At 66.4% G+C, this 21,769-nt stretch carries 16 protein-coding genes and 1 tRNA gene; 9 read left to right on the forward strand and 8 right to left on the reverse strand.

Annotation, left to right across the window (positions count from 1 at the left end):
* Positions 1 to 98 precede the first annotated feature (98 nt).
* A complete protein-coding gene (locus ASD22_RS07505; RefSeq protein ID WP_056083951.1) occupies positions 99 to 632 on the forward strand; it encodes a DUF2127 domain-containing protein in 534 nt (177 codons plus the stop codon).
* Here the strand turns inward: ASD22_RS07505 and ASD22_RS07510 are convergent.
* The 6 genes from ASD22_RS07510 to xerD all read right to left on the reverse strand — a co-directional run bounded on the left by ASD22_RS07510 (position 620) and on the right by xerD (position 9,266).
* Positions 620 to 1,528, reverse strand: a complete 909-nt coding sequence (locus ASD22_RS07510; RefSeq protein ID WP_056081286.1) for a DMT family transporter — start codon at positions 1,526 to 1,528, stop codon at positions 620 to 622. The genes ASD22_RS07505 and ASD22_RS07510 overlap by 13 nt on opposite strands.
* Before the next feature lie 166 nt (positions 1,529 to 1,694).
* Positions 1,695 to 2,591 carry a glycosyltransferase family 2 protein gene (locus tag ASD22_RS07515; RefSeq protein ID WP_056081289.1) on the reverse strand — a complete coding sequence of 299 codons (897 nt, stop codon included), beginning with the start codon at positions 2,589 to 2,591 and terminating at the stop codon, positions 1,695 to 1,697.
* Between the two features lie 64 nt (positions 2,592 to 2,655).
* Positions 2,656 to 3,393, reverse strand: coding sequence for a hypothetical protein (locus ASD22_RS07520; RefSeq protein WP_056081292.1), 738 nt, complete (start codon positions 3,391 to 3,393; stop codon positions 2,656 to 2,658).
* Positions 3,394 to 3,425: 32 nt separating this feature from the next.
* Positions 3,426 to 7,295, reverse strand: a complete 3,870-nt coding sequence (gene purL, locus ASD22_RS07525; protein WP_056081294.1) for a phosphoribosylformylglycinamidine synthase — start codon at positions 7,293 to 7,295, stop codon at positions 3,426 to 3,428.
* 179 nt (positions 7,296 to 7,474) lie between these two features.
* Entirely contained in the window at positions 7,475 to 8,266 is a 792-nt protein-coding gene (locus ASD22_RS07530; protein ID WP_056083954.1) for a DsbC family protein, read from the reverse strand.
* A gap of 82 nt (positions 8,267 to 8,348) precedes the next feature.
* Positions 8,349 to 9,266, reverse strand: a complete 918-nt coding sequence (xerD, locus tag ASD22_RS07535) for a site-specific tyrosine recombinase XerD (RefSeq protein WP_235577588.1) — start codon at positions 9,264 to 9,266, stop codon at positions 8,349 to 8,351.
* A gap of 49 nt (positions 9,267 to 9,315) precedes the next feature.
* Here xerD and ASD22_RS07540 point away from each other — a divergent pair, with 49 nt between their 5' ends.
* From ASD22_RS07540 to phaZ, 3 genes are all read left to right on the forward strand, one after another.
* Entirely contained in the window at positions 9,316 to 9,813 is a 498-nt protein-coding gene (locus ASD22_RS07540) for an RDD family protein (protein ID WP_056083957.1), read from the forward strand.
* A gap of 40 nt (positions 9,814 to 9,853) precedes the next feature.
* Positions 9,854 to 10,606, forward strand: a complete 753-nt coding sequence (locus ASD22_RS07545) for a class I SAM-dependent methyltransferase (RefSeq protein ID WP_056081300.1) — start codon at positions 9,854 to 9,856, stop codon at positions 10,604 to 10,606.
* Positions 10,607 to 10,697: 91 nt separating this feature from the next.
* On the forward strand, positions 10,698 to 11,951 hold the full coding sequence (gene phaZ / locus ASD22_RS07550; RefSeq protein WP_056081302.1) for a polyhydroxyalkanoate depolymerase: 1,254 nt from the start codon (positions 10,698 to 10,700) through the stop codon (positions 11,949 to 11,951).
* A gap of 70 nt (positions 11,952 to 12,021) precedes the next feature.
* Here the strand turns inward: phaZ and ASD22_RS07555 are convergent.
* Positions 12,022 to 12,098 (reverse strand) — tRNA-Arg (locus ASD22_RS07555).
* 112 nt (positions 12,099 to 12,210) lie between these two features.
* Between ASD22_RS07555 and ASD22_RS07560 the strand changes: the two genes are divergently transcribed.
* From ASD22_RS07560 to murB, 4 genes are all read left to right on the forward strand, one after another.
* On the forward strand, positions 12,211 to 13,746 hold the full coding sequence (locus ASD22_RS07560; protein WP_056083960.1) for an aldehyde dehydrogenase family protein: 1,536 nt from the start codon (positions 12,211 to 12,213) through the stop codon (positions 13,744 to 13,746).
* 79 nt (positions 13,747 to 13,825) lie between these two features.
* A complete protein-coding gene (locus ASD22_RS07565; protein ID WP_056081305.1) occupies positions 13,826 to 14,122 on the forward strand; it encodes a DUF4190 domain-containing protein in 297 nt (98 codons plus the stop codon).
* A 268-nt stretch (positions 14,123 to 14,390) separates the two neighbouring features.
* A complete protein-coding gene (locus ASD22_RS07570; RefSeq protein WP_056081308.1) occupies positions 14,391 to 15,428 on the forward strand; it encodes a quinone-dependent dihydroorotate dehydrogenase in 1,038 nt (345 codons plus the stop codon).
* A gap of 31 nt (positions 15,429 to 15,459) precedes the next feature.
* Entirely contained in the window at positions 15,460 to 16,485 is a 1,026-nt protein-coding gene (murB, locus tag ASD22_RS07575) for a UDP-N-acetylmuramate dehydrogenase (RefSeq protein WP_056083963.1), read from the forward strand.
* A gap of 291 nt (positions 16,486 to 16,776) precedes the next feature.
* On the opposite strand, the gene ASD22_RS07580 is transcribed toward murB, so the two are convergent.
* On the reverse strand, positions 16,777 to 18,393 hold the full coding sequence (locus ASD22_RS07580; RefSeq protein ID WP_056081312.1) for an alpha-glucosidase family protein: 1,617 nt from the start codon (positions 18,391 to 18,393) through the stop codon (positions 16,777 to 16,779).
* A 433-nt stretch (positions 18,394 to 18,826) separates the two neighbouring features.
* Here ASD22_RS07580 and ASD22_RS07585 point away from each other — a divergent pair, with 433 nt between their 5' ends.
* Entirely contained in the window at positions 18,827 to 21,682 is a 2,856-nt protein-coding gene (locus tag ASD22_RS07585; RefSeq protein ID WP_082520181.1) for a TonB-dependent receptor, read from the forward strand.
* Positions 21,683 to 21,769 lie beyond the last annotated feature (87 nt).

The raw sequence follows: 21,769 nt of genomic DNA on the forward strand, positions 1-21,769 counted from the left end.
GTCGCGGCTGAAGCCGCTCCTACAAGGTAATGACATTGCGCATTGGTCAACCGGTGCGAAGCGAGGACAATGGGCTGCTTATCTGCTCGATGCCCACCATGTCCCCCACCGAAATCACCCTGCCGTCCCCGCTGAAATCCGCACCGCTGCAACGCCACCCCGGACTGCGTGTCATCGCAGCCTACGAGGTGATCAAGACCGTCTGTCTGATACTCGTGGCGATGGCGGCGTTCCATCTGGACCATCAGCAGAATTTCGAACACCTGGTGCATTGGCTGGAACATCTTTCGCTGGCCGACAGCAATGGCCTGCGCTGGAAACTGGTGGGCGTGCTGGTGGCGTTCGGTCCCAGCAAGTTCGTGGCGGTCGGCGCGGTGGCGTTGGGTTATGCGGCGCTGTTCGGCGTCGAGGGCATCGGCCTGTGGCTGGGCAGGCACTGGGCGGAATGGTTCACGGTGATCGCCACCGGTTCGCTGATTCCGCTGGAGCTGTACGAGACGCTGCACCGCTTCGGCTGGTTGAAACTGGCCACCCTGGTGGGCAATGTGGCGATCATCATTTACCTGGTGCGGATCGCGTTGCAGCCGCGTGGCGGCGCATCCATCAGGACGCAACAGCCTCACACCTCGTGATGCGCCGCCTCGGCTTGCAGCGCGGTCGCCGTGTCGGACCGGCGCGGCGCCAGCTCCACCAGATACATCGCCGCCAGCACCAGCGCGCCGCCTGCCAGCATGCGCCAGCCCAGCACGTCACTGCCGAACAGCACCGCGAACGCCGCGGCGAACACCGGCTCGGTGGTCATCACGATGGCGGCGCGGGTGGCCGGCAGGTGTGACTGCGCCCATGTCTGCATCAGCATCGCGCCGGCGCCGGCGATCAGCGCCATGTACAGAATCGCCAGCCACGCGTTGCGGTCGGGTGGCCACACCGGGCCGTGCGGTGCGGTGGCCAACAGGCAGACCGCGGCGATCGCCAGCATCTGCACCGCCGACATGCCGAACGCCTCGCCCGGCCGCGACCATTGCCCCAGCCCCACGATGTGCAGCGCATACAGCACGGCCGAGGCCAGCGTCAGCCACACGCCCAGATCCACCGAAAGCCCGTTGAGCGACAGCAGCGCCAACCCCGCCGTGGACAAGGCCACCGCCAGCCACGTCACGGCAGGCATCCGCCGGCGCAACAACAGCACCGCCAGGATCGGCGTGAACACCACATACATGCCCGTGACAAAACCGCTGATGCTGGGCGCAATCAGGGCCAGGCCCCACGTCTGCAGCAGCTGCCCAACGCCGTAGAGCGCACCCAGCAACAGGCCGCGCACCAGTTGTTGCCGTCCAAGCCGCCACACCGGCCGCGCGAACAACGCCAACATCACCCCCGCGCCGATCAGGAAACGCACGGCCAGAAAATCCGCCACCGGCATGCGCCCCACCACGTCCTTGATCAGCACGAAGGTCGAACCCCAGACGGCTGTCATTGCCAGCAGGCCGAGGGTCGCGAGGGTGGTGGTCTGGCGTGGGTTGGGCATGGCGTGCTGGATGGAATGGGGAATGGGGAATGGGGAAGCTCCCATCGATCGCCCTGAGCGTAGCCGCCCAGCGGCGGAGTCGAAGGGTGGTTATGCGGCAGGGCTTCGACTACGCCGCTGCGCGGCTACGCTCAGCCGGAACGGTTGAGGAAACTGTTGCGCGAAATCAGGCGTTCCCGCCCCGAACCCGTTGCCTCGCACGCCACCACTGCCCCGGCACCAGCAACAAAAAGTGTCCCCAGATACCGAGCCACACCGCGGCCGCCAGCAGCGGGTTGCGCGCAGCCGGGTCGAACTTGCGGAACCAGCGCCACATGCCACGGTGCTTGTAGCGGCTGACGAACACCGGCCGGTGGCGGCTGGAACTGCCCTTGCCATGCGGCACACGCACGTCGCCCGCCAGCAGCACCTGGTAGCCGGCATCACGCACGCGGCGGCACAGATCCAGATCTTCGCAATGCAGGAAATAGCCTTCGTCGAAGCCTTCCAACTGCTGGAAAACCCCGCGCGGCAGCAGCATCACCGCGCCGGAGACGGCCTCGGCTTCCACCACCCGATCGGGCATGGCGCCGTCAATCGCCACGCCTTCTCCCGCGCCACCGAACAGGCTGGTGAGCGCGCGCCGCAACAGCGGATCGCGGCGGAACGAGGCCGGGTCGGGCTGGCCGTCGGCGTCGCACACCACTGCTCCCACCAGTCCCGCACGCGGATGCGTTTCGAGGATATCGAGCAACCGTTGCAGCGCCGTTTCCTGCAGCAGGCAATCGGGGTTCAACACCAGCAAGGTTTCGCCGCGTGCCTGCGCAGCGGCCCGATTCACCGCCGGCCCAAAACCCAGGTTTGCGTGGTTCTCGATCACCCGCAGGCGCCCGTCACCCGCGTGCGCCCGCGCGATCGCCTGCGGCATGCCGTCGGTGGAGGCGTTGTCGATCAGGACCAGTTCCAGCGGCAAGGTACTGGCCAATACCTCGCGCACACCATCGCGCAGCGAGGGACCGCTGTCGGCCGACACGACGATGATGCTGACCGCGGGCGCGGAAGCGGAAGAAGAAGGAGGATTCACCGGCGCAAGTATGCGTGAGACGGGGCGATGTGAGAACCGGATGGGTGCATCGGTGGGAGCGCTCCTACCGTCGCCCGCGGGAGCCGGCGACGTGTTCCAGCGGCACCGGCATGTCGCCTTCGCGCCGTTGCAGCCAGGGCTGTTCGCCGTCCCAGCCATACAGGTTCCAGCCGCGCAGGCGGTGGCAGCGGTGATGGTCGCGATCGCATAGCAGCAGGCGACGGCCGTGTTCGGGGCGGGCAGCGAACCAGCGTCCGCCCGGGCTGAAATCGCATTGCTCGCCGGCTTCCACTTGCATGCCGTCGGCAAACAGGTAGCTGCCTTCGCGCCACTGCAAGCGGCCGCCGCGTGGGTCGGCGAGTTCCGCTGACGCGGCGTGCCACTCGGGTGGGCGCAGTTCGATGATGCGGGCGGGCGGGCCGATCGGCGCGCGGGCCAACTCGGGCCATTCCGCGTCGGAGGTGGTACCGGCGGGGGCGCGGCGCAGGTCGCGATCCAGCCACGCCTCCATGCCGGCCAGCAAGGTGTAGCCGGCGAGTGCGCCCAGCAGTGCGGCGCCCACGCCGAACGCTCCGCCACCCAATGCCCGTTGCAGTGCGACCATCACGCCGGGCAGGCCCCAGCGCAACGCCTGCCGTAACAGCCTGGCGTGTTCAGCCGGCCAGTGCAGTTGCAACAACAACGCGGCAGCCAGCGCCAGCAACAGGGGCAGCCCCAGCCACCACGGCAGCAACGCCAGCGCCGCCAGCCATGCCAGCATCGGCGCCACGGCATGCCACTCGGGTAAGCGCCACCGGGCCATGGCTCAGTGGCGTTCTGTGGGCGGTGGAACGATCAGTCGCACCACACGCGGGCGTTGCGGAACATGCGCATCCACGGTGAATCCTCACCCCAGTTTTCCGGATGCCAGCTCAACTGCACGCTGCGGAACACGCGCTCCGGATGCGGCATCAGGATGGTCACGCGGCCATCGGCGGCGGTGAAGCCGGCCAGGCCGCCGGGCGAACCGTTGGTGTTGAGCGGGAAGTTCTCGGTGGGCTTGCCGCGGTTGTCGACGAAGCGCACTGCGCCGTGCGACTTGGACGGGCTGCATACCTGCGGAAAACTGACCCGGCCCTCGCCGTGCGCCACCGCCACCGGAATCCGCGAGCCGGTCATGCCCTTGAAGAACAGGCTGGGCGAATCGAGGATTTCCAGCGTGGCCACGCGCGATTCGTACTGCTCCGACGCGTTGCGCAGGAACTTCGGCCAGTGCTGCGCGCCGGGAATGATTTCCTTCAGCTGCGACAGCATCTGGCAGCCGTTGCACACGCCCAGCGCGAACTTCGTCTCGTCGGCGAAGAACGCGGTGAACTGCTCGCGCAAGTCGTCGTTGTAGAGGATCGAAGTGGCCCAGCCGCGGCCCGCGCCAAGCACGTCGCCGTAGGAGAACCCGCCGCACGCCGCGAAACCGCGGAAGTCGGCCAGCTTCACGCGGCCGCTGGCGAGATCCGACATGTGCACGTCCACCGCGTCGAAGCCGGCGCGGGTGAACGCCGCGGCCATCTCCACCTGGCCGTTGACGCCCTGCTCGCGCAGTATCGCGATGCGCGGCCGCTGGCCCTTGGCGATGAGCGCGGCGGCAACGTCCTGCGTCGGGTCGAACGTGAGCTTTGGCGAGATGCCCGGGTCGGCATCGTCCAGCCGCCATTCCAGCTCGGCGTCGGCGCTGAGCGGGTTGTCGCGCAGGCGCTGCATGGCGTGGCTGGTTTCGTTCCAGGCCGCGTACAGCGTGCTCCAGTTCCACTTGAACAAGGTGTCGCTGCCGTTGAACAGCTTGATGCCCAGCTTTTCTTTTGGACGTCCAATCCGGTGGCTGCAACCGGCGAGGTCGTATTTCACCAGCAGGCTCTCGAACGCCTCGCGGTTGGCATCCGCCACCTGCAACACGGCGCCCAGTTCCTCGTTGAACAGCGCGCGCATGGCCGCTTCGGCCCAGCCGTCCAGATGGATTTCCAGGCCGCAATGGCCGGCGAAGGCCATCTCCAGCAAGGTGACGATGACGCCGCCGTCGGAGCGGTCGTGATAGGCCAGTAACAGGCCGTTGGCATTCGCCTCCTGCACCAGTTCGAACAGCGCGCGCAGCCGCTTCGCGTCATCGAGATCCGGCGGCACGCCGCCGCCGCGGTTGAATACCTGGGTCAGCGCGGAGCCGCCCAGGCGGTCGCGGCCGGCGCCCAGATCGACCAGCCACAGGGACGAGTGGCCGCGATCGAGCTTCAGTTGCGGGGTCAGCGTGCGGCGCACGTCGCCCACGCGGGCGAAGCCGGTGATCACCAGCGACACCGGCGACACCGTGCGCTGTGGCGTGCCACCGTCCTGCCACACCGTCTGCATCGACAGCGAGTCCTTGCCGACGGGGATGGAAATATCGAGTTCGGGGCACAGCTCCATGCCCACCGCGTGCACCGCATCGAACAACGCGGCGTCCTCGCCCGGATGGTTGACCGCGGCCATCCAGTTGGCCGACAGCCGGATCTCGCCGAGTGAGGCGATCGGTGCGGCGGCCAGGTTGGTGATCGCCTCGCCCACCGCCAGCCGCGCCGCATCGGCGCTGCTGAGCAAGGCCACCGGCGCGCGTTCGGCCATCGCCATCGCCTCGCCCGCGTAACCGTCGAAATCGGCGATGGTCACCGCGCAATCGGCGACCGGCACCTGCCACGGGCCGACCATCGGGTCGCGCGCATTGAGGCCGCCCACGGTGCGGTCGCCGATGGTGATCAGGAAGCTCTTGCTGCCCACGCCGGGCAACCGCAGCACGCGCAGCAGCGCCTCGTCCATGCCGATGCCGGTGAGGTCGGGCACCAGGTCCACGCGCGGCTTGATGCGGGTGGCGTCGCGATGCATGCGCGGCGGCTTGCCAAACAGCACGTCCATCGGCAGGTCGATCACGGTCAGCTCGCGGCGCGGATCGGTCAGCACCAGTTGGCGTTCGGCGGTGGCGTCGCCCACGACGGCATACGGGCAACGCTCGCGCACGCACATGGCTTCGAATTGGGCCAGATTTTCCGGCGCGATGGCCAGCACGTAGCGTTCCTGCGACTCGTTGCTCCACACCTGCATCGGCGACAGCGAAGGATCGTCGCAGGGGATTTTCGACAGGTCGATCACGCCGCCCACGTCGGCGTCGTTGAGCAATTCCGGGATGGCGTTGGACAGGCCGCCCGCGCCCACGTCATGCACGCTGACGATGGGGTTGGCCTCGCCCAGCGCGCAGCAGGCGTCGATCACTTCCTGGCAGCGCCGTTCCATTTCGGGGTTGTCGCGTTGCACCGAGGCGAAGTCCAGCTCCGCGCTGGACGCGCCGCCGGCCACCGACGAGGCAGCACCGCCGCCCAGGCCGATCAGCATCGCCGGGCCGCCCAGCACGATCACCTTGTTGCCCGGCTGCACCGGATGCTTCAGCACGTGGCCCGCGCGCAGGTTGGCCAGACCGCCGGCCAGCATGATCGGCTTGTCGTAGCCGCGGCGCAGGCCGGCTTCGCCGGTCTCGTGCTCGTAACTGCGGAAATAGCCGCCCAGGCAGGGGCGGCCGAATTCGTTGTTGAACGCGGCCGCGCCCAGCGGGCCGTCGCGCATGATCTCGAACGCGCTGGCCATCCGCGGCGGCAGAGGGCGCTCCACTTCCCACGGCTGCGGGTGGCCGGGGATGCGCAGGTCGGAGACCGAGAAACCGGTGAGACCGGCCTTTGGCTTGCCGCCGCGACCGGTGGCGCCTTCGTCGCGGATCTCGCCGCCCGCGCCGGTGGCCGCACCGGGCCAGGGCGCGATCGCGGTGGGGTGGTTGTGCGTTTCCACCTTGATCGCGAAGTCGATGCGCTCCTCGATGCCGCGCCACACGCCATCATCCGGGTCGGTGAAGAAGCGCTTGCCGTTGCTGCCCTCGATCACCGCCGCGTTGTCCGAATACGCAGACAGCGTGTACGCCGGCGAGCGCTGGTGGGTGTGCTTGATCATGCCGAACAGGGTCTTGTCCTGCGCCTCGCCATCCACCGTCCAGCTGGCGTTGAACACCTTGTGCCGGCAGTGCTCGGAGTTGGCCTGGGCGAACATGAAAAGTTCGGCGTCGGTGGGGTCGCGGCCCAGTTCGGCGTAACGGTCGGCCAGGTAGTCGATCTCGTCGTCGGCCAGCGCCAGGCCCAGCCGCTTGTTGGCCTCGGCCAGCGCGCCGCGCGCGTCATCGCCCAGCGCGATGTATTGCAGATCGCCCGGCGCGCCACCCAGGAACAGGCTGTGTGCGTCTTCGATACGGCTCAACACCGATTGCGTCATCGCATCGTGCAGCAGCGCCATCACCGCTTCGTGGGCAGGCGTGCCGGCGTCCGGCAGGCCACCGATCTGCCAGGCCAGGCCGCGCTCCACTCGCCGCACGTCGGCGCCGAAACCGGCGCCGTGCAGGATGTCGGTGGCCTTGCTCGACCACGGCGAAATCGTGCCCAGCCGCGGCACCACCCACAGCGTGGCCGGCTCCGGCGCGGCATCCTTCGCTTCCAGCACGGCCAGCAACCGCTGGCGCAGCACGCCTTCGGGCGCGGCATCGGCGTCGATGAAATAGACAAACCACGACGCCTGCACGCGCACACCGTGATGCAGGGCATCCAGGCGGGCGTTGAGGCGTTCGAGGCGGAACGGCGAGAGGGCGCTCTGCCCGTCGAGTGCGATCATGCGGGGAACGGCGCTATGCGAGGGGAAACGCCCATTCTAACCGACCTGCCCGCCCGAGGTCTGCTGATGGGGCATCCTGCGGCAGAAACCCGGCATTACCTGTAGGAGCGGCTTCAGCCGCGACCCGCCTCCCCGCACAGGCCGGTCGCGGCTGAAGCCGCTCCTACAGAACAGCCAGCTCAGCTGCCTTTCTGCAGCGCGATCAGCATTTGCTCGGGGGTCACATAACCGCCCAGCGTGCGGCCATCGGGCGCGACGATGGTGGGCGTGCCGCTGACGCCCAGTTTCATGCCCAGGTCGAACTGGTCCGCCACCGGGTTGGTGCAGGTGGCAGCGGCCGGGGCCTTGCCTGCGATGGCGGCGCTGAAGGCCGCCTTGCGATCGGCCGCGCACCAGATCGACGCCATTTCGCTATAGGTCGCGGTGGGTTTGCCCGAGGTGCTGGCGATGCCTTCACGCGGCCAGGCCAGGTATTCCACCGCGATGCCGGCCTTGTTGAAGGCGGCGATGTGCTCATGCAGCGCGCGGCAATAGCCACAGTTGATATCGGTGAACACGGTGACGGTGTATTTCGGGTTCGCCGGCGCGAACACGATGCGCTGCGAGGCGGGCACCTTGGCCAGTTCCGCCTTGCGGAAGCGGGCCCACGCCGCGTTGCTCAGGTTCTTCTTCTGCGTCAGGTCGATCAGGTCGCCGTTGAGCAAGTAGCGGCCGTCGCTGCTGAGGTACATCAGCTGGCCCGAGGCGATCACCTGATAGAAGCCCGGCAGCGCCGCCGGCTCCACCGCATCCACCTGCACGCCGGGCGCCAGCGTTTTGAGCGCGTTCCGCACCATGGTGTTGACGGCGGGAGTGACCTTCAGGGGAGCCGGCTCGACCGCACTCGCAGCACCCATCGCTGTCGCGCTGGCGAGCATTGCGCTGGCGACCATCAGGCCGGCGCACGTCGCCAGCAGCCATTTCTTCGACATCACGACCTCGTTCGATCCGGCTTGGCCGGGCATGACCGGCGATTCTCGCATAGTCCGCTGAACCGGCCTGGTCCGCGCACGATCATCCGCGCGGGTGGTGCTGCGCGTGCAGCCGCTTCAATCCCTCCTTCGCCACCAGGGTGTAGATCTGGGTGGTGCTGAGCGAGCTGTGGCCCAGCAGCATCTGCAGCGCGCGCAGGTCGGCGCCGTGGTTGAGCAGGTGGGTGGCGAACGAGTGGCGCAGCACGTGCGGCGATATGCGCTTGGGGTTGATGCCCACCTGCGCCGCGTAGCGCTTCACCAGCAACCAGAACATCTGCCGCGTCATGCCGCTGCCGCGCTGGCTGAGGAACAGCGCCGGCGGCTGGCGCGCGCCGGCCAGTGGCGGACGCGCGTCGGCCAGATAGTTGCCGATGTGTTCCAGCGCCACCTCACCCACCGGCACCAGCCGATCCTTGCCGCCCTTGCCGGTGACCCGCAGCACGCCCTGGCGCGCGTTGAACCCGGCCAGCGGCAGCTCGACCAGCTCCGACACGCGCAGGCCGCAGGCGTACATCAGCTCCAGCATGGCGCGGTCGCGCAGCCCAAGAGTGCTGCCTAGGTCGGGCGCGGCCAGCAGGCTTTCGATCTCACGCTCGGCCAGCGCCTTGGGCAGGCTGCGCGGCAGGCGCGGCCGCTCGATCAGGGCGGTGGGATCGACGAACGAGGGCTCGTCGCGGGCGATGGCCGCGTAATAGCGGCGAAACGTGGATTGCCGCCGCGCCATCGAACGGATCGCCCCCGCGCAGGCCGCGTGGTAGGCGGAGATGTCCTCGCGCCGCGCCGTGCGCAACTGCCGCCCGCGTCCGGCCAGCCACGCGGCCAGCGCCTGCAGGTCGCGGCGATACGCTTCCAGCGTACGATCCGCCAGGCCGTCCTCCGACCATAGCCGTTCGAGAAACGCGGCAATGCCCGCGCGGTCGGCTTCGGCGATACTGGCCGGGTTTTCTTCCTTCGTCATGCGCTCGATGCTGGCCATTGCGCGCGCAACACGCAAGCGATCCACACTGATGTCCAGCACCTTTCCCACCGCCCCGCCCTGCCCGCTGTGGCGCCGATTGACGGCGCTGGTGTACGACCTGCTGATCGTGCTGGCGATCATGATGGTGGCGAACATGCTGGGCCTGCTGGTCACCGGCGGCCGGCTGCTGGACGAGCAGCAGCATCTGCGCGCCTGGTGGTTTCCGCTGTTCGAGGCGGCCTGCGTGGGCGGGTATTTCGTGGCGTCGTGGCGACGCGGCGGGCAGACCATCGGCATGCGACCGTGGCGCATCCGCCTGACCACCGCCGCTGGCGACACACCCTCGTGGCCGCAGTCGCTGATTCGCCTGGGTGTCGCCGCCGCACCGTGGTTTTTGCTGGGCCTCACCCACTGGGTCGGGCTTCGACTGGCGCTGTGGGCCGTGCTGGTGGCGTGGGTCGTCTGGTACATACCGGCATTGATCGATCCGCGCCGCCGCGCCGTGCACGATATCGTTGCCGGCACCGAAATCCGTTCACCACCCTGATTCCCACCGTCGCCCCGCCCGCGCAGGACCCCAACCGCCCATGCCAAGCCCCGCCCGCGACAGCCGCAGCAACGATGACCTCATTCGTGCCAACCGCGGCTTCTATGAATCGCTGTGGGCCGACGCGCATCTGATGGAACCGCAACGCTTCAACACCTGGCCACTGGTGCGCGAACTGGTCGCCACCGCACCGCGCCGGCTGGAGGTAGCCCCGGGCCTGCGTCCGCGCCTGCCGCTGGAAGACACCTGTTTCATCGACCTCAGCCACGCCGCCCTGCGCCAGTTGCGCCAGCGCGGTGCGAATGCCGCGCACGGCATGATCGGCGCGCTGCCCTGCGCCAGTGCCAGCTTCGACCTGGTGTGCGCGCTGGACATCCTGGAGCACGTGGCCGACGACGAAGGCGCACTGCGCGAACTGGCGCGCGTGGCCGCACCGGGCGCGACGGTGTTGCTTTCGGTGCCGCTGCATCAGCACGCGTGGACGGCGTTCGATGAATTCGTGGGCCATTGCCGCCGCTACGAGCCGGACCGGATCATGACGCTGCTGGCACAGCACGGCTTCACCATCGAGCAGAGCGCCGTGTACGGCATGCAACCCAAATCCTCGCGTCTGCTGGAGCTGGGCCAATGGTTCCTGGTGCACCGGCGCCAGCGCGCGATGTGGTGGTACAACCGCGTGTTCATGCCGCTGGGCGTGCGCTTCCAGAAGCCGCTGCAGTGGCGCGACGGCATGGGCGACACCGAGGGCGTGGATGAGCTGCTGCTGCGCTGCCGTTTCTCGCCAAGTGATTGATTAGGCAGGCCACCACTGCTTTTGCGGCGACGCAACACCCGGCGCTCAAAAGGGCTAAGATGGCGCCTTTCGTCGCAGGCACACCCGCCCCATGCTTTATCAAATCCACGAATGGCAACGCTCGTTTCTCGGCCCGTTGAGCTACTTCGCGCAGGCCAACGCGCGCATGCTCAATGACCATGCCAGCCCGCTGTCGCAATGGCCGGGCGTGCAGCGGATGGCGGCGGGTTTCGAGCTGATCCACCGGCTGGGCAAGGATTACGAGAAGCCGGAATTCGGCATCCACAGCGCGCTGGCCCACGAGCACGAGATCGCGGTGATCGAACGCGTGGCGCTGGACAAGCCGTTTTGCCAGCTGAAGCGCTTCAAGCGTTTCAGCGACGACCCGGCCACCATCGAGAAAATGAAGGCCGACCCGGTGGTGCTGGTGGTGGCGCCGCTGTCCGGCCATCACGCCACGCTGCTGCGCGACACCGTGCGCACGCTGCTGCGCGAGCACAAGGTCTACATCACCGACTGGGTCGACGCGCGCATGGTGCCCGCCGAGGCCGGTACCTTCGGGCTCGACGATTACGTGGCGTACATCGAGGAGTTCATCCGCCATATCGGCGCGCGCGAGCTGCACGTGATCTCGGTGTGCCAGCCCACCGTGCCGGTGCTGGCAGCGGTGTCGCTGATGGCCGCGCGCGGTGAGGACACACCGCTCAGCCTCACCATGATGGGCGGCCCGATCGACCCGCGCCGCAGCCCCACCGGCGTCAACAACCTGGCCACCACGCAGCCGCTGTCGTGGTTCAAGAACAATGTGGTGCAGACCGTGCCGCCGAACTATCCCGGCCACGGCCGCGAGGTCTACCCGGGCTTCCTGCAGCACGCCGGCTTCATCGCGATGAACCCCAGCCGGCACCTCAGCTCGCACTGGGACTACTACCAGAACCTGCTGCGCGGCGATCAGGAAGACGCTGCCTCGCACCGCAAGTTCTACGACGAATACAACGCCGTGCTGGACATGCCGGCCGCGTTCTACCTGGACACCATTGCCACCGTCTTCCAGCAGTTCCTGCTGCCGCGCGGCCTGTGGGATGTGGCCGGCGAACGGGTGAATCCCGCCGCGATCACGAAGAGCGCGCTGCTCACCGTGGAAGGAGAACTGGACGACATCTCCGGCCTGGGCCAGACCCAGGCGGCACACGACCTGTGCAGCGGCATTCCCGCGAAACGCCGCGCGCACAAGGTGATCGAGGGCGCCGGCCACTACGGCATCTTCAGCGGCCGGCGCTGGCGCGAGAAGGTGTATCCGCAGGTGCGCGACTTCATCCGCAAGTTCGACCGCGCGATGAAGTAAGCCAGTTACGCGGTGACACCACGAACGACAAAGGCCGGCAAGTTGCCGGCCTTTGTCGTTTTTGCATGCCTGGTGCCCCCGAGACGATTCGAACGTCCGACCTGCCCCTTAGGAGGGGGCCGCTCTATCCAGCTGAGCTACGAGGGCGAACGGCAATTTTCGCATGGATTCGCCGGGGCGCGAAGAACGCCAGCGAGAGGCTCGGTAAATGACCACCTGCTAGAATGGTTTCTTTTTAAACCATTCAATGGAGACGCTCATGTCCCATGCGATCCTGAAGTCGCTCGGCCTCGACCAGACCTTGTCCGGCACCTACCTGGGCCAGGGCGAATGGTCGGCCACGACCGACGCCGGCACGCTGCAGCCCACCAACCCGGCCACCGGTGAAGTGATCGCCAGCGTGCCCGCCACCAGCGCGGCCGATTACGAAAAGCTGATCGCGCGTGCCCAGGCCGCGTTCAAGATCTGGCGCACCACGCCCGCGCCGCAGCGCGGCGAAGCGGTGCGCCTGTGCGGTGAGGCGTTGCGCAAGCACAAGGACGCGCTGGGTTCGCTGGTGGCGCTAGAGATGGGCAAGATCAAGCCCGAGGGCGATGGCGAAGTGCAGGAGATGATCGACATCGCGGACTTCGCCGTGGGCCAGAGCCGCATGCTTTACGGCTACACCATGCATTCGGAGCGCCCCGGCCACCGCATGTACGACCAGTACCATCCACTGGGCCTGGTCGGCATCATCAGCGCGTTCAACTTCCCCGTCGCGGTGTGGGCGTGGAATGCGATGCTGGCGACCATCGCCGGCGACATCTGCATCTGGAAGCCGTCGCCGAAGACACCGCTGTCGGCGATCGCCACGATCAGGATCTGCAACGAGGCGCTGAAGGCTGGCGGCTTCCCGGACCTGTTCTTCCTGTTCAACGATGCCGGCAGCGAGTTGGCGCAGAAGTTCGTGGATGACCGGCGCATCCCGCTGATCAGCTTCACCGGTTCCACCAAGGTCGGCCGCATGGTCGGCGAGCGCGTGGCCAAGCGCATGGGCCGTTCGCTGCTGGAGCTGGGCGGCAACAACGCCATCATCCTGGACGAGAGCGCCGAGCTGAAGCTGGCGATCCCCGCGATCGTGTTCGGCGCGGTGGGCACCGCCGGCCAGCGCTGCACCAGCACGCGCCGGCTGTTCGTGCACGAGTCGATCCACGACACCGTGGTCGACACGCTGGTGAAGGCGTACAGCCAGGTGGAAGGCAAGATCGGCGATCCCACGCTGGCCACCACCCTGATGGGCCCGCTCAACAGCCCGGACGCGGTACAGGCGTATCTGGCGGCGATCGAGAAGGCCAAGGCCGCGGGCGGCAACGTGCGCAGCGGCGGCAAGGCGCTCACCGATCGCAAGGGCAACTTCGTGCTGCCCACGATCATCACCGGGCTGAAGAACGACGATGAGGTGGTGCAGACTGAAACGTTCGCGCCGATCCTCTACGTGATGCCGTTCAAGACGCTGGACGAGGCGATCGAGTTGCAGAACAGCGTGCCGCAGGGTTTGTCCGCGGCAATCTTCACCCAGAACCTGAAAGCGGCCGAGCAGTACCTGTCGGCGGCCGGCTCCGATTGCGGCATCGCCAACGTCAACATCGGCACCAGCGGCGCGGAAATCGGCGGCGCCTTCGGCGGCGAGAAGGACACTGGCGGCGGGCGCGAATCGGGTTCGGACGCGTGGAAGGTCTACATGCGCCGCCAGACCAATACCATCAACTACTCGGACGCGTTGCCACTGGCGCAGGGCATCAAGTTCGAGTTCTGATGCAGGCGACCTGGCCGCGGCACCCGCCGCGGCCGGCGCCACGCGAGACCGCGTTGTATCCCACAAGAGTGCGCGATCGATGAGCTACCAACCGTCCCACCGCCCCGCTACAAACAGCACGTTGGCGATCGTGAGCCTGGTCTTCGGCATCCTGGCGTGGTGCGTGTTGCCGTTCGTGGGTGCCCTGGTGGCGATCGTCTGCGGGCACATGGCGCGCGCGGACATCCGCCGCGCCAGCGTGGACGCCCCGATCGAAGGCGATGGCCTGGCCATCGCGGGCCTGGTGCTGGGCTACGTGCAAGTGCTGTCCGGCGTGGCGGTGGTCGCCTTCATCCTCGCCATGCTCTTCACCGGCCTGGGCTGGGTGACCTGGTAGCGGCCACGGCATCGGCTGCGCAGATATTGAACGGCTGACCGACCGGCCAGGAGCGGGGGCGGTAGAAACCAAGGGAGCGAGGCGAAGCGCTTTTGCGTCGGGTTTTTCGATCGTTTGAGGAAGATAGCCGTAGCTATCTGACGAGAAGGAGCGGAAAACCCGGCCAAAAGCGCAAAGCCGCAGCCCCTCGCGTTTCTGCCGCCCCCGCTCCCGAGCGCGATAAACTGGCGCGACGACTCCCGCACTTCGCGGACAACCGGTTCGACACATGTACGACTACCTGCGCCCGCTGCTGTTCAAGCTGGATGCCGAAACCGCGCATCGCGCCACCTTGTATGCACTGGGCGTGGCCCAGCGCAGCAACGTCGCGCAGTGGATCGCCAAGCCGCCGGCCGACCTACCGACCACCGCGTTCGGCATCAGTTTCCCCAACCCGGTCGGCCTGGCCGCGGGGCTGGACAAGAACGCCGAGCATCTGGACGCGCTGAACACCCTGGGTTTCGGTTTCATCGAGGTGGGTACGGTGACGCCGCGGCCGCAGTCGGGCAATGAAAAACCGCGCATGTTCCGGCTGCCGCGGCACGAGGCGATCATCAACCGCATGGGCTTCAACAACGAGGGCGTCGATGCGCTGGTGCGCAACGTCCGCGCATCGAGCTACCACGGCGTGCTCGGCATCAACATCGGCAAGAACAAGGACACGCCGAACGAGAAAGCCGCCAGTGATTACCTGTTCTGCCTCACCCGCGTGTACGAGCACGCCAGCTACATCACCATCAATATCTCCTCGCCCAACACGCAAGGCCTGCGCGACCTTCAGCAGGAGGCCACGCTGCGGCGCTTCATCTCGGTATTGCGCGAGGCGCAGGAGCGCCTGGGCGCCCAGCACGGCCAGCGCAAACCGATGCTGCTGAAGATCGCGCCCGACCTGAACGAGGCCGAGCAGGACGCCGTGGCCGAGGTACTGCTGCACACCGGCATCGATGGCGTGATCTGCGGCAACACCACCATCGACCACAGCGCCGTCGCCGACGACCCGCACGGCGACGAGGCGGGCGGACTTTCCGGCAAGCCGCTGTTCGCGCACTCCACCGCTGTGCTGGCCGGCATGCACAAGCGCCTGCAGGGGCGCATTCCGCTGATCGGCGTGGGTGGCATCCTGGATGGCAGTGACGCGGCCGAGAAGCTCGACGCCGGCGCCTCGCTGGTGCAGCTGTATTCGGGGCTGATCTATCGTGGACCAGCGCTGGTCAACGAATGTGTGGACGAAATCCGGCGCCAGCGCGGGGCCGCGCATGTCGAGTGAATACGAGCGCATGCCAGCGGAGCGCACCGACATGGGTGGTTACACGCTGATCGAAAACGCCCCGCTGGCCAACCGCAACACCTTGCGCGTCGATGCACGGGCCCGGCTGCTGGCCGAGATCCACGACGCCAGCAAGCTGCCCGAGCTGCTCGACTTCCCCGCCGTGCGCAACAGTCGCCTGCTGGTCTTGGGCGAAGGCAGCAACATGCTGTTCACCGGCGACTTCGACGGCACCGTGCTGGCCATGGCCACCCGCGGCGTGCAGGTGGAAAGCGACGGCGACAGCGCCCGTATCGCCGTGGCGGCCGGCGAACGCTGGGACGACTTCGTGCGCTGGACCCTGGGCCAGGGCTACGCCGGACTGGAAAACCTGATCCTTATCCCCGGCACCGTGGGCGCCGCCCCGATCCAGAACATCGGCGCCTACGGCTGCGAAGTGGCCGAATTCGTGGAAAGCGTGGAAGCATGGGACACCCGCGAGCGCTGCGTGGTCACGCTGGATCACGCCACCTGCGCCTTCGGCTACCGCGACTCGCTGTTCAAGCACAAACCCGGCCGCTACATCGTCACCGCCGTACGCTTCCTGCTGCCGCGCAACCGCCCACTGCGCACCGACTACGCCGGCATCGATGAACAACTGGCGCGGATGGGCGTGGACAAGCCCGCCCCGTTCCACGTCGCCGAAGCCGTCGTGCACCTGCGCACCAAAAAACTGCCCGACCCCGCCGTGATCGGCAACGCCGGCAGCTTCTTCAAGAACCCCATCGTTGACGCCATCACCGCCGCCACCTTGAAACGCAACCACCCCGACCTGCCCGCCTGGCCGATGGCCGACGGTCGTTGCAAACTCTCCGCCGCCTGGATGATCGAGCAAGGCGGGTTCAAAGGTCTGCGCGACGGCGATGCCGGCATCTCCAACCGCCATGCGCTGGTTCTGGTAAACCACGGCCACGCCACCGGCCCGCAGTTGTGGGCATTGGCGCAGCAGGTGATGGATGGCGTGCGCGGGAAGTTCGACGTGCAACTGGAACCCGAGCCGATCGTCATCGGGTCCTGAGTCCCCGTAGAAGCGCGCTCCGCGCGCGATGCTTTGCTCTTCCTCTGTCCTGTGGGAGCGACTTCAGCCGCGACGCTTTGCTCTTGGATGTGACTTCAGAGCGAGAGCTTCGGGGCTGCGCGAAAACCGGAAAAGCGTCGCGACTGAAGTCGCTCCTACAAATACCCAAAGCAACAGCAAGAGCATCGCGCACGACCGAAGGAAGCCCCTTGTGGACATACACGGAAGCGGCAGGAACGAGGGGCATCTATCGCAAACGACCGGCGCGAAAACCAGCCTGATCGCGAAGACTCACACCACCCGCGCAAACCATGCGCCGTAACCCGGCAAACGCAACCCATCGCCATGCACCGCACCGGTCAATAACCCGTGGCCTTCCAAGGCGTGCAACGCACCCAAGGCAGGCAACGACACATCGACCGCCGCGCCGCCGAGGTTGAATATCACCAGCACGGTCTCGCCAGCGACGCGGCGTGTGAATGCCAGCACCGGTTCGGGCATGTCGATGAAGCTGATTTCGCCCACGCACAACGCCGGTTGCGCCTTGCGCCAGTGCATGAAAGTGCGGAAGCCGTTGAGTACCGAATGCGGATCGTGTTCCTGCCGCGCGACAGCGAGTTCGCGATGTTCCTGCGGCACCGGCAGCCACGGCGTGCCGGCGCTGAAGCCGCCGCTGGTTTCGTCGCTCCAAGGCATAGGCGTGCGGCAACCGTCGCGGCCTTTGAACTGCGGCCAGAACGCGATGCCGTAGGGGTCCTGCAACGCCTCGTAGGGCACGTCGACTTCGGTGAGGCCGAGCTCCTCGCCCTGGTATATGCATACCGAGCCACGCAGCGAACACAGCACCGCCGTGAACAGGTTGGCCAATGACGTCGATGCGTGCCCCCGGCCCCAGCGCGTGATCACCCGCTCCACGTCGTGGTTGGAAATGGCCCAGCACGGCCAGCCCTGGTCCATCTGCGCTTCCAGCGCCTGCACCGTGTCGCGGATGTAGGTTGCGCTGAAATCGTCGGTGAGCAGCTCGAAGCTGTAGCCCATGTGCAGGCGGCCGGGGCGGGTGTATTCAGCCATCGTGGCCAGCGAATCCTCCGACGAAATTTCGCCCAGCGCGGCCACATCCGTATAGCCGTCCATAAGTGCGCGGAGATCGCCGAGGAATTTCAGGTTCTCCGGCTGGGTGTTGTTGTAATGGTGGTACTGGAAGGCGTACGGGTTGTCCGGGCTGAAGCCGCGGCCCACGCGCTTTTCCTTCGGCTTGGGCGGGTTGTCGCGCAGTGCGCGGTCGTGGAAGCAGAAGTTGATGGAGTCCAGCCGGAAGCCGTCCACGCCCTTGTCGAGCCAGAAGCGCAGGTTGGCCAGCACCGCCGCGCATACATCGGGGTTGTGGAAGTTGAGATCCGGTTGCGAGGCCAGGAAGTTGTGCAGGTAGTACTGCCCGCGGCGCGGCTCCCATTGCCAGGCCGAACCGCCGAACAGCGACAGCCAGTTGTTCGGCGCGCTGCCATCGTCCTTCGCGTCCGCCCACACGTACCAGTCCGACTTGGGATTGTCGCGGCTCTCGCGGCTTTCCTTGAACCAGGCATGCTCGTTCGAGGTATGGCTGAGCACCTGGTCGATCATCACCTTCAGCCCCAGCGCATGCGCCTTCGCCAGCAAGGTGTCGAAATCGGCCAGGGTGCCAAACAGCGGGTCGACGTCGCACGGGTCGGCAATGTCGTAGCCGAAATCGGTCATCGGCGAACGGAAGAACGGCGCGATCCAGATCGCGTCGACGCCCAGGCTGGCCACGTAATCGAGCTTGCTGATGATGCCGGGGAGATCGCCCACGCCATCGCCATCGGTGTCCATGAAACTGCGTGGATAAATCTGATAGATGGCGGCTCCGCGCCACCAGGATGCCTCACTCATTCCGCATGTCCCCTTGTTCTTGTGCCGCGGCGCCGACGGATTCGGATCGGCTCGACTGCATGACATGGGGGCAGCTTAATGGCAGCGGACGACGCTCAATACGAGCGTGCATACGTATTCATTTGCGGCATGTAACGCGTCGCAACACGACGACAAAACGCTCCGGAACATGCCCTGCTTCATCGACGAAAACAGCTGGAAAACAGTGGTATTTCACACATGAACATACGTCATCGACCCCTGCCGTGTTAGCGCAAACATTGATGCGAAGCACAAAAATGAATACGTATGCACTACCCGCTTGAACGCGCGTTTCCGCGCCTACCATGGCCCCGCATCGACAAGCCGCATGCAACTCCAAGGGAGTACGCGGGGGAAAGTCGATCAGTCATCGATACGCGCAACCAATCATAGAAACTGGGGAGGGGGCACCATGGTATTCAAGCGAAACGTACTTGCCTTGGCATTGGCATCCGTCGGCTTTTGCGCTGCATCGAGCAGCTACGCAACGCCGCAAGTGAATGACGGCAACGACCAGGCAACGCAGGCGGCCGCGTCCAGTGACGTAGCCACCGCCAAGGCCAAAGCGCAGGCGAAGGAAGACCAGCACGTCAAGAACATGAGCACGATCACGGTGACCGGCTTCAGCCGCAGCATCGAGACCTCGATCGACGTGAAGCGCTACGCCGACACCGTGGTGGACGTGGTGACGGCGGCGGACATCGGCGGCCTGCCCGACGTTTCCATTTCCGATGCACTGACCCGCCTGCCCGGCATCTCGGCCGAGCGCATCAACGGCGAGGCCAGCGCGATCAATATCCGCGGCATGTCCGGCGGTTTCGTGGAAACCACCTTGAACGGCCGCGAGCAGGGCGCAACCAGCGGCAGCCGCGTGATCCAGTTCGACCAGTACCCGTCGGAGATGATCAGCCAGGCGACGGTCTACAAGTCGCCCAAGGCCTCGTTGATCGAGGGCGGCGTGGCCGGCACCGTGGCGATGGAAACCGCCAACCCGCTGGAGAACTCCAAACAGTATTCGGCCGTGTTCAACCTGCGCGGCAGCTACAACGACCGCGGCAACGAAACCGACGGCGCCAATCCGCGCGGCTATCGCGCCAGCGCATCGTTCCAGGGCAAGTTCCTCAACAACACGCTGGGCCTGGGCCTGGGCGTGGCGCAGATGTACCAGCCGCACGTGGCCGACCAGTTCAACGGCCTGGCCTACAACGGCTCCAAGGATGTCGACGGCGACGGCGTCAACGACTACACCAGCGAAGGTTTCGAGATGCAGCAGAACGGCGGCTCGGCACGCCGCAACGGCTACATGGCCGTGGCGGTGTGGGAGCCCAGCGATTCGTTCACGCTGAAAGCGGACGGCTTCTACTCGCATTTCGACGCCACCAACTTCGGCCGCGGCTTCCGCGTGAAGACGCTGTCCAACGGCATCATCACCAACCCGCACCTGCAGCCGGATGGCCAGGTCACCGGCGGCACCGTCACCACCGACCCGTCCAATCCGTACTACACCATCCAGACCACCAACGACGACGACAGCACGGTCACCAGCGTATTGTCCGGTGGCTTGAACGCGACATGGAGGACCGGCTCGTGGACCATCGCCGGTGACGTGGGCATGTCACGCGCCAAGAGTGACATGACCAACGCGGTGTCATGGACGCTGCCGTTCAACGGGCTCGGCACCGACAGCCCCACGGTGGCCAACGACCTTTCGGCCACCTATCAGCTGAAGAACCTCAACATCCCGGACGTCAGCTTCAACCGCGATCTCACCGATCGCAACCAGATGGCCCTGGCCAAGGTTGGCGTCTATCCGTACATCTACGAGGACACCACGAAGGCGGCGAAGCTGGACGTCCAGTACGACCTGTTCAACAACTCGGTCATATCCGCGATCCAGGCCGGCGCCCGCTATTCAGAGCGCCGCTACGAAGCGGACCGCGCCATCTGGGAATACGGCAACGACTTCGGCCAGTACGCCAACGGCCAGGTGCCGCTGGCCTTGAACGATGGCAACTCGCACACCGCCTGTTTCAAGGGCAACCTCTCGGGCTTCCCCTGCTTCCTTTCGGTCAACAGCCTGGCCGTGCTGGAAGAGAACGGCATCACGCCCACCCCGACCCGGCAGTGGGCCAACGACTGGACCCAGATCCAGAGCGCCACCGTCAGCGAAAACGTGCTGGCCGCCTACGTGATGGCCGACGTGGACACGATGATCGGCGACCACAACCTCACCGGTAACTTCGGCGTGCGCATGGTGCGCAGCTCGCAGTACAGCGAGGGCCTGCAGAACATCGGCGACGGCAGCGCACCGCCGCTCACCGACGGCCTGGGCGTGGTCAGCACCAACTACCTGATGGTGCGCCGTGGCAAGAAATACACCGACTACCTGCCCTCGCTGAACCTCAACTACCACTTCGACGACGCCAACCAGTTGCGCTTTGCCGCGGCCAAGGTGATGTCGCGCCCGCCGCTGAACAAGCTGATGGCCGGCGGCGGTTCGTGGATCGACGGCAACAAGTACAACATGTGGGGCAACACCAGCCCGTTCCTCGACCCGTTCTACGCCAAGGCGTATGACCTGTCGTTCGAGCACTACATGGACGACAACGGCGGCGCCATCGTGGCGGCCTTGTTCTACAAGAAGATCGATTCGTTCATCGAAGACCGCACCATCGATCCGTTCGACTTCGCCGGCGCGGGCATCCAGGTGCCAATCAACCCCACCACCGGCGCGCCGTACGAGAACGGCCAGTACCAGACGGCGGTGAACAACGACAAGGGCGGCTACGTCCGCGGCATCGAGCTGGATTACTCCAAGGTGTTCAAGTCGTTGCCCGGCGCATGGTCCGGCCTGGGCTTCACCGGCAGCTTTGCGTACTCGCAGAGCAAGGTGACGGAAACCTCCACACTTGGCGGCACGCCGGTCCAGATCGGCCTGCCCGGCCTGTCGCCGCGGGTGATCAACGGAACGCTGTTCTACGGCCACAAGGGCTTCGACACACGCCTTTCCGCGCGCTATCGCGACCGCTTCGTCTCCAACCAGATGTCCGAAGACAGCCAGACGGTCTACTACGCGCCGGAAACCGTGGTCGATTACCAGGCCTCCTACGCGTTCCAGTCCGGCAACCTGAAAGGCCTGAGCCTGCTGTTCCAGGTCAGCAACCTCACCGACCAGCCGACCCGCACCTACTTCGGCAGCGAAGACCTGACCGGCACCCTGCAGTGGTTTGGCCGCCAGTACTACGTGGGCTTCACCTACGCGCTTTAATCGATGGATCACGGGCGCCGCGCAAGCGGCGCCCGGCAGTTTTCCTCTTCAGCCCGGACCGGTCGCACGCTGGATCCGGGCTTTTTT

Source organism: Rhodanobacter sp. Root480, assembly GCF_001426645.1.
In the GTDB taxonomy this organism is placed as follows: domain Bacteria; phylum Pseudomonadota; class Gammaproteobacteria; order Xanthomonadales; family Rhodanobacteraceae; genus Rhodanobacter; species Rhodanobacter ginsenosidimutans.